At 60.2% G+C, this 13,300-nt stretch carries 16 protein-coding genes; 8 read left to right on the forward strand and 8 right to left on the reverse strand.

Annotated elements, in window-relative coordinates; all coding sequences use genetic code 11:
- Window positions 1–173: 173 nt before the first annotated feature.
- Complete coding sequence (locus EJD88_RS09090; protein ID WP_099585456.1) at window positions 174–1,628, forward strand: TrkH family potassium uptake protein; 1,455 nt, start codon at window positions 174–176, stop codon at window positions 1,626–1,628.
- Here EJD88_RS09090 and EJD88_RS09095 read toward each other — a convergent pair.
- Window positions 1,585–2,643: an AraC family transcriptional regulator gene (locus EJD88_RS09095; RefSeq protein ID WP_112196577.1), complete on the reverse strand. Its 1,059-nt coding sequence runs from the start codon at window positions 2,641–2,643 to the stop codon at window positions 1,585–1,587. The two genes, EJD88_RS09090 and EJD88_RS09095, sit on opposite strands and share 44 nt — an antisense overlap.
- A gap of 161 nt (window positions 2,644–2,804) precedes the next feature.
- Between EJD88_RS09095 and EJD88_RS09100 the strand changes: the two genes are divergently transcribed.
- From EJD88_RS09100 to EJD88_RS09110, 4 genes are all read left to right on the forward strand, one after another.
- On the forward strand, window positions 2,805–3,116 hold the full coding sequence (locus tag EJD88_RS09100) for a DUF962 domain-containing protein (RefSeq protein ID WP_112196578.1): 312 nt from the start codon (window positions 2,805–2,807) through the stop codon (window positions 3,114–3,116).
- 128 nt (window positions 3,117–3,244) lie between these two features.
- Window positions 3,245–3,406 (forward strand): hypothetical protein, encoded by a 162-nt coding sequence (locus EJD88_RS09105; protein WP_155989987.1) that lies wholly within the window; start codon window positions 3,245–3,247, stop codon window positions 3,404–3,406.
- 75 nt (window positions 3,407–3,481) lie between these two features.
- Window positions 3,482–3,655, forward strand: coding sequence for a hypothetical protein (locus EJD88_RS26995; protein WP_178117069.1), 174 nt, complete (start codon window positions 3,482–3,484; stop codon window positions 3,653–3,655).
- Window positions 3,656–3,760: 105 nt separating this feature from the next.
- Window positions 3,761–4,957: an MFS transporter gene (locus EJD88_RS09110; protein WP_099585458.1), complete on the forward strand. Its 1,197-nt coding sequence runs from the start codon at window positions 3,761–3,763 to the stop codon at window positions 4,955–4,957.
- Here EJD88_RS09110 and arfB read toward each other — a convergent pair whose 3' ends face one another.
- Window positions 4,958–5,371 (reverse strand): alternative ribosome rescue aminoacyl-tRNA hydrolase ArfB, encoded by a 414-nt coding sequence (arfB, locus tag EJD88_RS09115; protein WP_088426440.1) that lies wholly within the window; start codon window positions 5,369–5,371, stop codon window positions 4,958–4,960.
- Window positions 5,372–5,434: 63 nt separating this feature from the next.
- Here arfB and EJD88_RS09120 point away from each other — a divergent pair, with 63 nt between their 5' ends.
- Window positions 5,435–5,809, forward strand: a complete 375-nt coding sequence (locus EJD88_RS09120; protein ID WP_099585459.1) for a cytochrome c — start codon at window positions 5,435–5,437, stop codon at window positions 5,807–5,809.
- 84 nt (window positions 5,810–5,893) lie between these two features.
- On the opposite strand, the gene EJD88_RS09125 is transcribed toward EJD88_RS09120, so the two are convergent.
- Complete coding sequence (locus EJD88_RS09125; protein ID WP_158877807.1) at window positions 5,894–7,315, reverse strand: amino acid permease; 1,422 nt, start codon at window positions 7,313–7,315, stop codon at window positions 5,894–5,896.
- 637 nt (window positions 7,316–7,952) lie between these two features.
- Between EJD88_RS09125 and EJD88_RS27000 the strand changes: the two genes are divergently transcribed.
- Window positions 7,953–8,090: a hypothetical protein gene (locus EJD88_RS27000; protein ID WP_034100099.1), complete on the forward strand. Its 138-nt coding sequence runs from the start codon at window positions 7,953–7,955 to the stop codon at window positions 8,088–8,090.
- 70 nt (window positions 8,091–8,160) lie between these two features.
- Window positions 8,161–9,120, forward strand: coding sequence for a leucyl aminopeptidase (locus EJD88_RS09130; RefSeq protein ID WP_158877808.1), 960 nt, complete (start codon window positions 8,161–8,163; stop codon window positions 9,118–9,120).
- 125 nt (window positions 9,121–9,245) lie between these two features.
- Here EJD88_RS09130 and rluB read toward each other — a convergent pair whose 3' ends face one another.
- The 5 genes from rluB to EJD88_RS09155 form a co-directional block, all read right to left on the reverse strand.
- A complete protein-coding gene (gene rluB / locus EJD88_RS09135; RefSeq protein WP_099585462.1) occupies window positions 9,246–10,457 on the reverse strand; it encodes a 23S rRNA pseudouridine(2605) synthase RluB in 1,212 nt (403 codons plus the stop codon).
- Window positions 10,458–10,601: 144 nt separating this feature from the next.
- Window positions 10,602–10,793: a DUF1289 domain-containing protein gene (locus EJD88_RS09140; RefSeq protein WP_112196582.1), complete on the reverse strand. Its 192-nt coding sequence runs from the start codon at window positions 10,791–10,793 to the stop codon at window positions 10,602–10,604.
- A 129-nt stretch (window positions 10,794–10,922) separates the two neighbouring features.
- On the reverse strand, window positions 10,923–11,831 hold the full coding sequence (gene scpB / locus EJD88_RS09145; RefSeq protein ID WP_122305129.1) for an SMC-Scp complex subunit ScpB: 909 nt from the start codon (window positions 11,829–11,831) through the stop codon (window positions 10,923–10,925).
- 12 nt (window positions 11,832–11,843) lie between these two features.
- On the reverse strand, window positions 11,844–12,542 hold the full coding sequence (locus EJD88_RS09150; protein WP_174244890.1) for a ScpA family protein: 699 nt from the start codon (window positions 12,540–12,542) through the stop codon (window positions 11,844–11,846).
- Window positions 12,543–12,662: 120 nt separating this feature from the next.
- Window positions 12,663–13,292, reverse strand: a complete 630-nt coding sequence (locus EJD88_RS09155) for an L-threonylcarbamoyladenylate synthase (RefSeq protein WP_158877809.1) — start codon at window positions 13,290–13,292, stop codon at window positions 12,663–12,665.
- Between the last annotated feature and the right edge of the window lie 8 nt (window positions 13,293–13,300).

Here is a 13,300-nt window from a genome sequence, read left to right on the forward strand (position 1 = left end):
TGGAGCCATTGACTGGGAAGCATCCATGCTGCTTGGATCAAGGGCCGCGGATGAATTACATAGTTGTCTTGCGCAACCGGAACGATGAGACTCGCGGCGCACCGACAGCCCCGGGTTTACATGCCCCGCACCCCAGGTAGAATGGCGCCTCTGCCCTATTTCGAGCTCACTTCATGGCGTTGCCGACCCTGCGCATCATCGGATTCATCATCGGCATCTTCCTGATCACACTCGCGATCGCCATGGTTGTGCCCATGGCCACCCTGGTGATCTTCGAACGCACCAGCGACTTGCCCTCGTTCCTGTGGGCCAGCCTGATCACCTTTATCGCGGGGCTGGCGCTGGTTATCCCAGGCCGTCCCGAACATGTGCACCTGCGCCCACGCGACATGTACCTGCTCACGGTCACCAGCTGGGTGGTGGTGTGCGTGTTCGCTGCGCTGCCGTTTTTGCTGACTCAGCACATCAGTTACACCGATTCGTTTTTCGAAAGCATGTCCGGCATCACCGCCACCGGTTCCACGGTACTGAGCGGCCTGGACAGCATGTCGCCGGGCATACTGATGTGGCGTTCACTGCTGCACTGGCTGGGCGGTATCGGCTTTATCGGCATGGCGGTGGCGATCCTGCCGCTGCTGCGCATTGGTGGGATGCGCCTGTTCCAGACCGAGTCCTCGGACCGCTCGGAAAAGGTCATGCCCCGCTCGCACATGGTGGCGCGGCTGATCGTGGCGGCGTATGTGGGCATCACCATTCTGGGCAGCCTGGCGTTCTGGTGGGCCGGCATGGGCCTGTTCGATGCGATCAACCACGCGATGTCGGCGATTTCCACCGGTGGTTTCTCCACCTCCGACGAATCCCTCGCGCACTGGAAACAACCGGCGGTGCACTGGGTGGCGGTGGTGGTGATGATCCTCGGCAGCCTGCCGTTTACCCTGTACGTGGCCACCTTGCGCGGTAATCGCAAGGCCTTGATCCGCGACCAACAGGTACAGGGTTTGCTCGGTTTGCTGGTGGTGACCTGGCTGGTGCTCGGCACTTGGTACTGGTGGACCACCAACTTGCATTGGCTGGATGCCTTGCGCCACGTGGCGCTGAACGTCACGTCAGTCGTGACCACCACGGGCTTTGCACTGGGGGACTACAGCCTCTGGGGCAACTTCTCACTGATGCTGTTCTTCTATCTGGGCTTTATCGGTGGTTGCTCGGGCTCCACCGCGGGCGGGATCAAGATTTTCCGCTTCCAGGTTGCCTACATCCTGCTCAAGGCCAACTTGAACCAGCTGATTCACCCGCGTGCCGTGATCAAGCAGAAGTACAACGGCCACCGTCTCGACGAAGAAATCGTACGGTCGATCCTGACCTTCTCGTTTTTCTTCGCCATCACCATCTGCGCGATCGCTTTGGCCCTGTCGCTGCTGGGCCTGGACTGGATGACCGCACTCACCGGCGCCGCCAGTACCGTCTCCGGCGTCGGCCCCGGCCTTGGCGAAACCATTGGCCCGGCGGGCAACTTCGCCAGCCTGCCGGATGCGGCCAAGTGGATCCTGTCCCTGGGCATGCTGCTGGGCCGTCTGGAAATCATCACAGTCTTTGTTCTGTGCATCCCGGCGTTCTGGCGTCACTGACGGGCGCCGTGTCTTGCAACCGCGCCCGGTATTCGCCGGGCGTGGCATCGAACCAGCGGCGGAACGCACGGAAGAAGTTGCTGGGATCGGCAAAGCCCAGCAGGTAGGCAATCTCCAGCAGCGTCATGCTTGGCTGCGCCAGGTATTGCTCGGCCAGTTCGCGGCGGGTGTCGTCGAGCAAGGTCTGGAAACTCGTGCCCTCCTCCTGCAAACGCCGCTGCAAGGTGCGTTGGGACAGGTGCAACGTCTGAGCCACCACTTCACGCTTGGGTTCGCCCTGGGGCAGTAGACGACACAGCACCTGGCGCGCCTTGTGGGTCACGCGGCTCTCGGAAAAGCGCGCCAGGTATTCACCGGCAAACCGGTCGTGCAAAAGCGCCATGGCCTCGTTGGCCGTGGGCAGCGGCGCGTCCATGTCGGCGCGCTCGAAAATCAACGCGTCATAGGCCGCGTTGAACTCCAACGGGGCATGAAACGCTTGCTTATAGGGCTCCAGGTCAGCCGGCTGTTCACCTTGCAAAAGGACTTTGCGCGGTTGCAGGGTGCGCCCGGTCAGCCAGCCGCACAGCGCCAACGCACAGGCCAGGGAGGCTTCGGCGCTTTGCCTGGTGGGCGGCAGATGGTCGCCATGCACCGTCAGAATCAGCGCATAGCCTTCAGGTAAAAGTCGGAAACTCAAGTCGGCGCTTTCGGCGATGATCCGCTGGTAACGCACCAGCCGCATAAAACCTTCAGCCAGTGTGTTACTGGACATCAACGCATAACCGGTCACATGAAACGACGCCGGGCGCACCACCTTGCCCATGTTCAGGCCAATCGCCGGGTTGCCCGACAGCTCCACTGCGCGCTGCCACAGGCGGGTCATGGAATCCTGCGGGAACCGCGCGTCGGGGTCGTTGAGGGCGGCGTAGTCCAGGCCCAGCTGTTTGAACAGAGCGCGGCAATCCAGGCCATCCATTTCCAGTGCCTTGACTATCCCCATTGCCCAGCTTGCAGAAGTTGTTCGTTCGCTCATGGCGTCTTCTTAATAAAGCAGGCTCAAAACGGCAGCCAGGAAGCCAAGGATACTAAAGTGGCATCTAATGTCACTGGCTGTTACCACTGATCACTCTAGACTCAAATAAGCTCCCCGCCGAACACCTGTTGGGCGGCATAACAACCAAAGGGCCGATCACCGTGGAAAACGTCAAGCGATTCAACAGCTTCGCCGAGTTTTACCCTTATTACCTGGCCGAGCACGCCAACAGCACCTGCCGGCGCCTGCACTTTATCGGCACAACGCTGGTGATCGGGATCCTGGCGTATGCCATCGGCCGGGGTTCCCTGGGCCTGTTGATCGCCTTGCCTATCGCGGGCTACAGCTTTGCCTGGATTGGCCACTTCTTCTTCGAAAAGAACCGCCCGGCCACCTTTCAGCACCCGTTCTACAGCTTGATAGGGGATTTTGTGATGTACCGCGACATGATCCTGGGCAAAGTGCCGTTCTGAACGGTGTGACCTCTTGTCACTTGCGTAAAAACCATGAAGGTTCGTGCATCCGTCGATATAAAAGTCTTTTTGTCATTTACAGTGCTGTATCCTGCCAAGGCTTTTTGAGAGCGCGGAATCACCTGCGATTGAAAAAACAGACCTTGCGAGGAGCGACGACGATGCACGAGATACCTAATCTCCCCTTCCCAAGCCTGCACGAAACTGAGCAGCCAACACCGCAGCAGGCCAGCGCCAAGCAGCCTGAGGCCAAAGAAGCAAAACCAGTCGACAGCAAAAGCCAGGACTGACGCCGTACCAGACCGTGTGGAAAGCGCAGCTTTGAGCGCTTTCCACACTGCCTGAATCACCCGAGATTCCCCATCATGACCGACACCCTCCCCGACACCGCCGTACTCGATGCTGCCTTGCAAATGGTCGACGTGTGGAACCGTCTCAGCGCGGACAAACAAGCCGTGCTGCTCAAGCGCTTCGGCACCCAGGAAAACGCCTTGGCGGCTCTGGTCACCACCCAATTACTGGCGCCTGCCAAAACCTGACGTCTTTTTGATCTGACGTTTTTGCGTTTTACCGCCCTGCGCACGCCAAAGCCCCGGTATCATTAGCAGCCTATCTTTACCTGCTGCGACAGTGGACCTCTCCCCATGCCAGATACCCAGCGCCCCATGGCGGTCACGCTGCAAGTTGTTTCCATCGTGTTGTTCACCTTTATCGGCTACCTGAATATTGGCATTCCCCTGGCTGTATTGCCGGGCTATGTCCACAGTGAGCTGGGCTATGGCGCGGTGATCGCAGGGCTGGTGATCAGCGTGCAATACCTGGCCACCCTGCTGAGCCGTCCTTACGCCGGCAAAATCATCGATAACCTGGGCAGCAAGCGCGCCGTGCTGATCGGCCTGGCGGGCTGCGGCCTGAGTGGCGTGTTCATGCTGCTCGCAGCGTGGTTTTCAAACCTGCCGGCCGTCAGCCTGGGCAGCTTGCTTGTCGGTCGATTGGTACTGGGCAGCGCGGAAAGCCTGGTGGGCTCGGGCGCCATCGGCTGGGGCATCGGCCGGGTAGGCGCGGCGAATACGGCCAAGGTCATCTCCTGGAACGGCATTGCCAGCTATGGCGCGCTGGCCGTTGGCGCGCCGCTGGGCGTGGTCCTGGTGAAGAGTTTCGGCCTGTGGAGCATGGGCGTCAGCATTATCCTGCTGGCCATCGTCGGCCTGCTGCTGGCCTGGAACAAGGTCGCCGCGCCGATTGTGGCCGGCGTGCGCCTGCCGTTCATGAACGTGCTGGGCCGCGTACTGCCCCACGGCTGCGCGTTGGCCTTGGGTTCTATCGGCTTTGGCACCATCGCCACCTTTATCACGTTGTATTACACCACGCAGCACTGGGATAACGCGGTGTGGGCCCTGAGCCTGTTCGGCGCCAGCTTCATCGGTGCACGGTTGTTGTTCGGCAATTTGATCAACCGCATCGGCGGCTTTCGCGTGGCGATTGCCTGCCTGTCAGTAGAGATTCTCGGCTTGCTGTTGCTGTGGCTGGCGCCGGACGCCAACCTGGCCCTGGCTGGCGCCGCATTGAGCGGCTTTGGCTTTTCCCTGGTGTTCCCGGCGCTTGGCGTGGAGGCCGTCAACCTGGTGCCGGCCTCCAGCCGAGGCTCCGCCGTGGGGGCCTACTCGTTGTTTATTGACTTGTCGCTGGGCATCACCGGCCCATTGGCCGGGGCTGTGGCGGCTGGCTTCGGCTTTGCCTCGATCTTCCTGTTCGCCGCTCTCGCCGCCCTCGGCGGCTTGCTGCTGAGCGTGTACCTGTACCGACAGGCACCCAAGGCCCGCGAGGCACGTGGCGACTGACTAAAAGTCGACCTTGCCGCGCCCGGCCTTGATGCTGCCGCGCTTGGTCTTGGATTCGAGACGGCGTTTCTTCGAGCCCAGGGTCGGCTTGGTCGGACGGCGCTTCTTCTCCACTTTGGTGGCGCTGAGGATCAACTCCACCAGGCGCTCGAGCGCGTCGGCGCGGTTCTGTTCCTGGGTGCGGTATTGCTGGGCCTTGAGGATCAGCACCCCTTCGCTGGTGATGCGGCTGTCGCGCAGCGCCAGCAAGCGCTCCTTGTAGAAGTCCGGCAACGACGACGCCGGAATATCAAAACGCAGGTGCACCGCGCTCGACACCTTGTTGACGTTCTGCCCACCCGCCCCCTGGGCGCGAATGGCGGTCAACTCGATCTCGGCGTCGGGCAGGTGGACGTTATTGGAAATTACCAGCATCAATCAAAAACCTTAGGCAACGGACACGCCCAATTCGGACAACATCAACAAGGACGCATGAACATGAAAACACTACTGATCACTTTGCTCGGCACCTTATCACTCATTCAAACATCACTGTCCTTTGCAGATAATGCCAATGGCAAAAACCTCTATTCACAGCGATGCGCCATGTGCCACGGGCCAGACCTCAAGGCCACGGGGCCGTTGGCGAAGAAAAGCAACCCGCCTACACCCGACCTTACAACGCCCGCCTTCAAAAAACGGCTGGCGGCTTATCCGGGCGTTATTGTTTCTTCGGTCATACTTCGCCCGAATGGAGATTTGATCCCGAAAACGCTGCGCGAAAACGGTGTGCAGGTCGCGCCGCATGCCTGGACCGTCAAGGACTTTCGCGATTTGAATGAATACATGAGCGGCGTGATTTCAAAAAATTGACGACTTGAAAACTCAAAAACCCCGCGTCCTGAGTTCCCGATAGAGGAATACAGGACGCGGGGTTTTCTGTGGACGTGCATCTGTTTACTTCAACGCAGCACTCGCTGTGTTCAACGCGGCTTCAGCACTGCGCTTGTTCTTGAGCCAGTAACACACCGCCATAAACGCCACCCACACCGGGATCGCGTAAACCGACACCTGGATCCCCGGAATCATCAGCATGATCACCAGGATAAACACCACAAACGCGAGGCAAACGAAGTTGCCGTACGGGTACCACAGCGCCTTGAACAGCGGCACCTGACCGGTGCGGTTCATGTGCTGGCGGAACTTGAAGTGGGAGAAGCTGATCATCGCCCAGTTGATCACCAGCGTGGCCACCACCAGGGACATCAGCAGTTCCAGCGCGTGTTGCGGGATGAAGTAGTTCATCAGCACCGCCACCAGGGTCACTGCCGCCGAGGCGAGGATGGAGCGCACCGGCACGCCGCGTTTATCAATCTTGGCCAGGGCCTTGGGCGCGTCGCCCTGCTCGGCCATGCCCAGCAGCATGCGGCTGTTGCAGTAGGTGCCGCTGTTGTAGACCGACAACGCTGCGGTCAGGACCACAAAGTTAAGGATGTGTGCAGCGGTGTTGCTGCCCAGCATCGAAAACACCTGCACGAACGGGCTGCCGCTATAGGCATCGCCGGACGCATTGAGGGTCGCCAGCAGGCTGTCCCACGGCGTCAGCGACAACAGCACCACCAGGGCGCCGATGTAGAAGATCAGGATGCGATAGATCACCTGGTTGATGGCCTTGGGGATCACGGTGCGTGGCTGGTCGGCTTCGGCGGCGGTGAAGCCGAGCATTTCCAGGCCACCGAAGGAAAACATGATGATCGCCATGGCCATCACCAAACCGCCCACGCCATGGGGGAAGAAGCCGCCGTGTTCCCACAGGTTACTCACCGAGGCCTGCGGGCCGCCGCTGCCGCTGACCAGCAGGTAGCTGCCCAGTGCGATCATGCCGACGATGGCCACGACCTTGATGATGGCGAACCAGAACTCAGCTTCACCGAAGACTTTGACGTTGGCCAGGTTGATCAAGTTGATCAATACGAAGAACGCCGCCGCCGAGACCCAGGTCGGGATCTCCGGCCACCAGTAGTGCACGTACTTGCCCACGGCGGTCAGCTCGGACATGCCCACCAGGATGTACAGAATCCAGCAGTTCCAACCCGACAGGAAGCCGGCGAAACCGCCCCAGTACTTGTGGGCAAAGTGGCTGAAGGAACCGGCGACCGGCTCTTCGACGATCATTTCGCCGAGCTGGCGCATGATCATGAAGGCGATGAAGCCGCAGATTCCATAACCCAGGATCATCGACGGGCCGGCGGACTTGAGCACCCCGGCCGAGCCGAGGAACAAGCCGGTGCCGATGGCGCCACCGAGGGCGATCAACTGGATATGCCGATTTTTCAGGCCGCGTTTCAGCTCGCCTGAAGGGGAATGGGGTCCACTCATGAAAAGGGTCTCACGCAAGGTTTGAGGATATTGAATGCAGGTTGCTGCCTGGAATCTCGACTCAAGCAGCGCCGCTCAAACCCCAGCGCAGGCACCAGGAGTACAGCGTCTTTCTAATGGTCATGCGTCACCTGTTTGTTTTTATCTGTGACGAAATCGAACCCGCCAGGCTCGTGGCCGGGCGGAGTGATCGGGGTCGGCAAACCCCAAGGTCTTGGCCTTTTGCGGGTTACGCAAAGGGGGTCACAGTAAAACGCGGCGCATTGTACACCGCTCGACAGCTTACGCCCGCCCCCGAACGGTGCATGCGACGATCTGTCAGGGATTCCTTACAGCTTCGAGTCGCCCAATAACGCCACCGTTTAGTCGTAAACTAATCGTTACATCGCGGAAAATCTGCGTTACAGCTGTCATCTTTGGGAAAATTGGCGATCCGAAATTTCCGTCAACAAGAGGCTGCCAGCTCACTGTTTTTCCTCAGAAAAAATGCGTGCTAAAAAAACAGAAGAAAAAATCCAAATGAAACCGTGTCAATAAATATTTTGCATTAAGTAACAGCCTCTCCTAGGTTCATTCCACTTGCCAGCGAAGCCCGTTGGCAGGCCGTACTCAAACACCGTCCTCTAGGAGATACACCATGCAAGTACTGGAAAACGACCTGGAAACCGAACTGCAACTCGACGACTGGTTTGAAGCACCGACCCACGAGGCCGCCGTTGAAATGATGCAAGCCGATGCCGTGGTGCCGTTCGGCACTGCGATGTGGCCGTTCTAACCGGCAGGCATCCGGCAGGTGCTGTGCACGGCGCCTGCCCCCTTTCCCAAGGCACACAAGGACACACGTCATGGACAAGGCCCGCGCCGTCGAACACTTTCTCTACTACCTCGCCCACCACCCGGCTCTCAGCGGCCTGAACTGCCCCACCGTGCTGCTGGGCCATACCGAGCGTTACGACGCCATTGCCCAGGCCATCACCCACAGCAGCGCCGCCCGCTTCAACTTCCAGGTACAGCGCCTGGACCTGACCGCCAGCGATACCTTGGCCCACTCCATCGAAACCTGTGACCTGTACCTGTTTCTCTACGATTCCTCGACCCTGCCAAACCCACGCGCCGAAGGCCCGGACTTTATCCGCGCCTTGCAGGGTGTAATGGCTGAGCACTGGAAGAAGTCCCTGCTGTTCAAGGATTACGGCGATTACTTCTACGACACCTTCAGCGTGGAGCCGCAGCGTATTGCCGATCTCAACGCCACGCTGATCCGGCGCATGGGCCAGGCCAATGTGCTCAGCTTTACCGACAAACATGGCTCGCGCCTTGAGGCGCCACTGAGCAGCATCAAGAAGTGGACCAATATCAACGGCGTCGGTAACCACGACCTGGCCCCCGGCGAGATCGCCACCCACAGCGAAGCCATCAACGGCCAGGTTCGGTTTGTCGGCACTTTTCTCAGCACCATCCCGTTTGCGCGCAAATACGGCGTGCTGCAATCGCCGCTGGAGTTGTGGATCGAGAACTCGACCGTCTGCAGCGTCGCCAGCGATGTGCCGGGGCTGGTGGATGATTTCAATAAGTACCTGAACGCCAACCCGTCGAACCGGCGTGTGGAAGAACTGGGGATTGGTACCAATGAAGGCGTGAAGGACCTGTATGCACGCAATGCCGGGTTTGAGGAGCGCCATTGCGGCTTGCACCTGGGCCTGGGCGGCGGGCAGAAAGGCAGCCATCACCTGGATCTGATCTTTGCCAGCGGGGTATTGGCACTCGACGACAAGCCGGTGTTTGATGGCACTTTCGCGTTTTAGAAGGACATCAGGATGACGAGGCCCCCTGTGGGAGCCGGCCTTGCCCGCAATTGAATGCATTTCAAATCCAGATCTAAAAAAAACGCCAACCCGAGGGTTGGCGTTTTTGCGCAGCGCTTAGCGCATCACTGCGGCTTCTTGCGCCCAAAACCCGGACGCTGACCCGAACCCGCCGGAGCGCCACGGCGCTTGCCCGATGGCTCGTCGGCCACCAGTTTCGGACCGGGGCGCTTGTTCGCCGCCGGCTTGGCTGGGCGCTTGGTGCTGGCGTTGTCGGCTGGGCGATCTGCCTCGCCACGGTTGCTGCGACCACCGGCCGGCGCCGGACGCGGGGTACGCGGTGCGCGCTCGCCTTCCTGACGCGATGGGGCCGTTGGGCGGCGCTCACCTTCGATATGCGGCTGACGGGAGATACGCCCGCCGGTCGCCGGGGCATCCAGTGCCGGGCGTACGGTACGCGCCACACGCTCGGTACGGGCCACAGGACGCGACGATTTACGCTGCATACGCTCAAGCTTGTCTTTGCTCTTGGCGTTCATCTGCGGCATGGCGACCGGCGTCAGGCCCACTTCGGCGCTGAGGATGTCGACTTCGTACTGGCTCATTTCGCGCCAGCGGCCCATCGGCAGGTCGGAGTTCAGGAACACCGGACCGAAACGCACGCGCTTCAGGCGGCTGACCACCAGGCCCTGGGACTCCCACAGGCGACGTACTTCACGGTTACGGCCTTCCATCACCACGCAGTGGTACCAGTGGTTGAAACCTTCGCCACCTGGAGCCTGCTTGATATCGGTGAACTTGGCCGGGCCGTCTTCCAGCACGACGCCGGCTTTCAAGCGCTCGATCATCTCGTCATCGACTTCGCCACGGACACGTACCGCGTATTCACGGTCCATCTCGTAAGACGGGTGCATCAGGCGGTTGGCCAGTTCACCGTCGGTGGTGAACATCAGCAAGCCGGTGGTGTTGATGTCGAGGCGACCAATGTTGATCCAGCGGCCTTCTTTAGGCTTGGGCATCTTGTCAAACACGGTCGGACGGCCTTCAGGGTCGTCACGGGTGCAGATCTCGCCATCGGGCTTGTTGTACATGATCACGCGGCGCACCGATTCGGCGGCCTCTTCACGCTTGATGACCTTGCCATCAATGGTGATTGCATCGTGCAGGTCGACGCGCTGGCCAAGCGTGGCCTCGACGCCGTTGACCTTGATGCGCTTCTGGGTGATCCAGGCTTCGACGTCGCGGCGCGAGCCCACGCCGATACGCGCCAGCACCTTTTGCAGTTTTTCACCTGCTGGGCCGATTTCCTGGCTGTCGTTCTGGTCTTTGTCGTTCATCTTAAGCACCTCCCGGTGGGTCGATTCAGGCGTGGCCTGAAGAGTGTTGAAAGCGGGGCTTTGGCCGAATAGGTCGGCAAAGGGTCGCGAATCATACGCTCATGGTGAGCGTTGCGCATCAGAGACTAGTCGATATGCGCCAAGTCATTTGTTTTTCCGCCGACCGGTGGCGCCCAGGGCCAGCAAACGCAGTTCGGCTTCGGCCAGGACACTGCGTTTGTCGACTTTGTCGAGTTTCTTCCAGGCGCGGATTTCGCGTTTGCTGCGACCGCAACCGACGCAGATGTCGTCACTGAATTTGCAGATGCTGATGCACGGGTCTTTGGTTGAGCTCATGGTTTCTCCCAGTCAAATGGAGATCAAAATGTGGGAGGGGGCTTGCCCCCGATGGCAGTGGGTCAGTCAATACATGTGCAAACTGACACACCACAATCGGGGGCAAGCCCCCTCCCACATATGCCCTCATCAGTCTTCGAATTCGCGACGTTCGGCCTCGATAGCTTCGGCCAACGCGCGAGCTTCGTCTTCTTCATCGCTCAACGGCGGCTGTTCGAGCGCGGCGACGGCGGCCAGGAGTTTTTCCCGGGCTTCGGCCACACCGAGGATGTCTTCCTCTGGCTCTGGTTCAGGCTGGGCTTCGGCTTCAGGCTCCGCCGCACCATCACGCAGCAGATCGTCAAAGTCGGTCTTGATGCCCTGCTCCATGTCGTCCAGCTCCAGCAACAACGTGTGGAAACTGGTTTCGTCCTTGGGCTCTTCCGGCTCGGCACTGGCATCGGCCAGTTCCTGCAGGCTTGCCGGCACCGGGGCGTCGTCGAAGTCCAGCACCGGCTCGGCTTCCATCTCGCGCAATTCGGCCAGCGGCGGCAGGTCGTCGAGGTTTTTCAGATTGAAGTGGTCGAGGAATACCTTGGTGGTGGCGAACATCGCCGGTTTGCCCGGCACGTCGCGGTAGCCGACGATGCGGATCCACTCACGCTCCAGCAACGTCTTGACGATATGGCTGTTGACCGCCACGCCCCGCACATCCTCAATCTCGCCACGAGTGATCGGCTGGCGATAGGCGATCAGTGCCATGGTCTCCAGCATCGCCCGTGAATAACGCTGCGGGCGCTCTTCCCACAGACGGCCGACCCACGGGGAAAATTTCTCACGGATTTGCAGGCGATAACCCGACGCCACTTCGCGCAGTTCAAAGGCGCGGCCTTCACAGGACTTGCGCAAAATCTCCAGCGCCTTTTTGAACACCGGCGGTTCGGGGCGCTCGGCCTCTTCGAAGAGTTCGAACAGGCGCTCCAGGGATTGCGGTTTGCCCGAGGCCAGGAGAAAGGCCTCCAGCAGGGGCGCCAGTTCGCGGGGTTCAGTCAGATTCATCGATTCAGCTCTTTATTCGGCTCGCGCCCGCACGTGGATAGCCGCAAAAGGCTCATTCTGGACCAGCTCGACCAAGGACTCCTTGACCAATTCCAACACCGCCATAAAGGTCACCACCACCCCAAGGCGCCCTTCTTCCTTGGTGAACAGCTCGACAAACGGCACAAACCCACCGCCCTTGAGGCGCTCCAGCACATCACTCATGCGCTCGCGGGTGGACAGCGCCTCACGGCTGACCTGGTGGTGTTCAAACATATCGCCACGGCGCAGCACTTCAGCCATGGACATCAGCAATTCTTCCAGGCTCACGTCTGGCAGCAGTTTGCGCGCGCGGGCTTCGGGAGCATCCAACTTGGGCACCACCACGTCGCGGCCCACGCGACTCAGACCGTCGATGCCTTCGGCGGCGGCCTTGAAGCGTTCGTACTCTTGCAGACGGCGGATCAGTTCGGCACGTGGGTCGTCTTCTTCGGCTTCGACCGTCTCCGAACGCGGCAGCAACATGCGCGACTTGATCTCGGCCAGCATGGCGGCCATTACCAGGTACTCGGCGGCCAGTTCCAGGCGCACCGACTGCATCAGCTCGACATACCCCATGTACTGGCGGGTGATTTCCGCCACCGGGATGTCGAGAATGTTGATGTTCTGCTTGCGGATCAGGTACAGCAACAAGTCCAGCGGGCCTTCGAAGGCGTCAAGGAAGACCTCCAGCGCGTCCGGCGGAATGTACAGATCCAGGGGCATTTCCAGCACGGCCTGGCCGTACACCATGGCAAACGGCAGTTCCTGCTGGGCGCCTGCCTGAGGGTCGACGGTTTCCACTGACGACATTCAGGCCTCGACCATAAAGGGCGCCGGATCACCACAACCCACACGGATCACTTCTGGATCGCCATCGGCCAAGTTGATCACGGTGGAGGCTTTGCCGCCGCCGACGCCGCCATCGATGATCAGGTCCACCTGCTTTTCCAGCAGTTGACGCATTTCGTACGGGTCTTCCAGGGGTTCGGTGTCGCCGGGCATGATCAACGACACACTCATCAGCGGCTCACCCAACTCAGCCAGCAACGCCAGGGCAATCGGGTGCCTCGGCACACGCAGGCCGATGGTGCGCTTCTTCGGATGCAACAGCAGGCGCGGCACTTCGCGGGTGGCGTTGAGAATGAAGGTGTACGGGCCCGGCGTGTGCGCCTTGAGCAGGCGGAAAGTGCCGGTGTCGACCTTGGCGAACAGGCCCAGTTGGGACAAGTCGCTGCAGATCAGCGCGAAGTTGTGCTTGTCGTCCAATTGACGCAAACGGCGCACACGTTCGACCGCGCCCTTGTCGCCGATCTGGCAACCGATGGCGTAGGACGAATCAGTCGGGTAGATCACCACGCCGCCGGCGCGAATGATCTCCACGGCCTGTTTAATCAGGCGTGCCTGGGGGTTTTCCGGATGAATCTGGAAGAATTGACTCACGGGTTCTA

Origin of the sequence: Pseudomonas sp. PB105, from assembly GCF_009764655.1 — a bacterium.
GTDB classification, from domain to species: domain Bacteria; phylum Pseudomonadota; class Gammaproteobacteria; order Pseudomonadales; family Pseudomonadaceae; genus Aquipseudomonas; species Aquipseudomonas cyclaminis.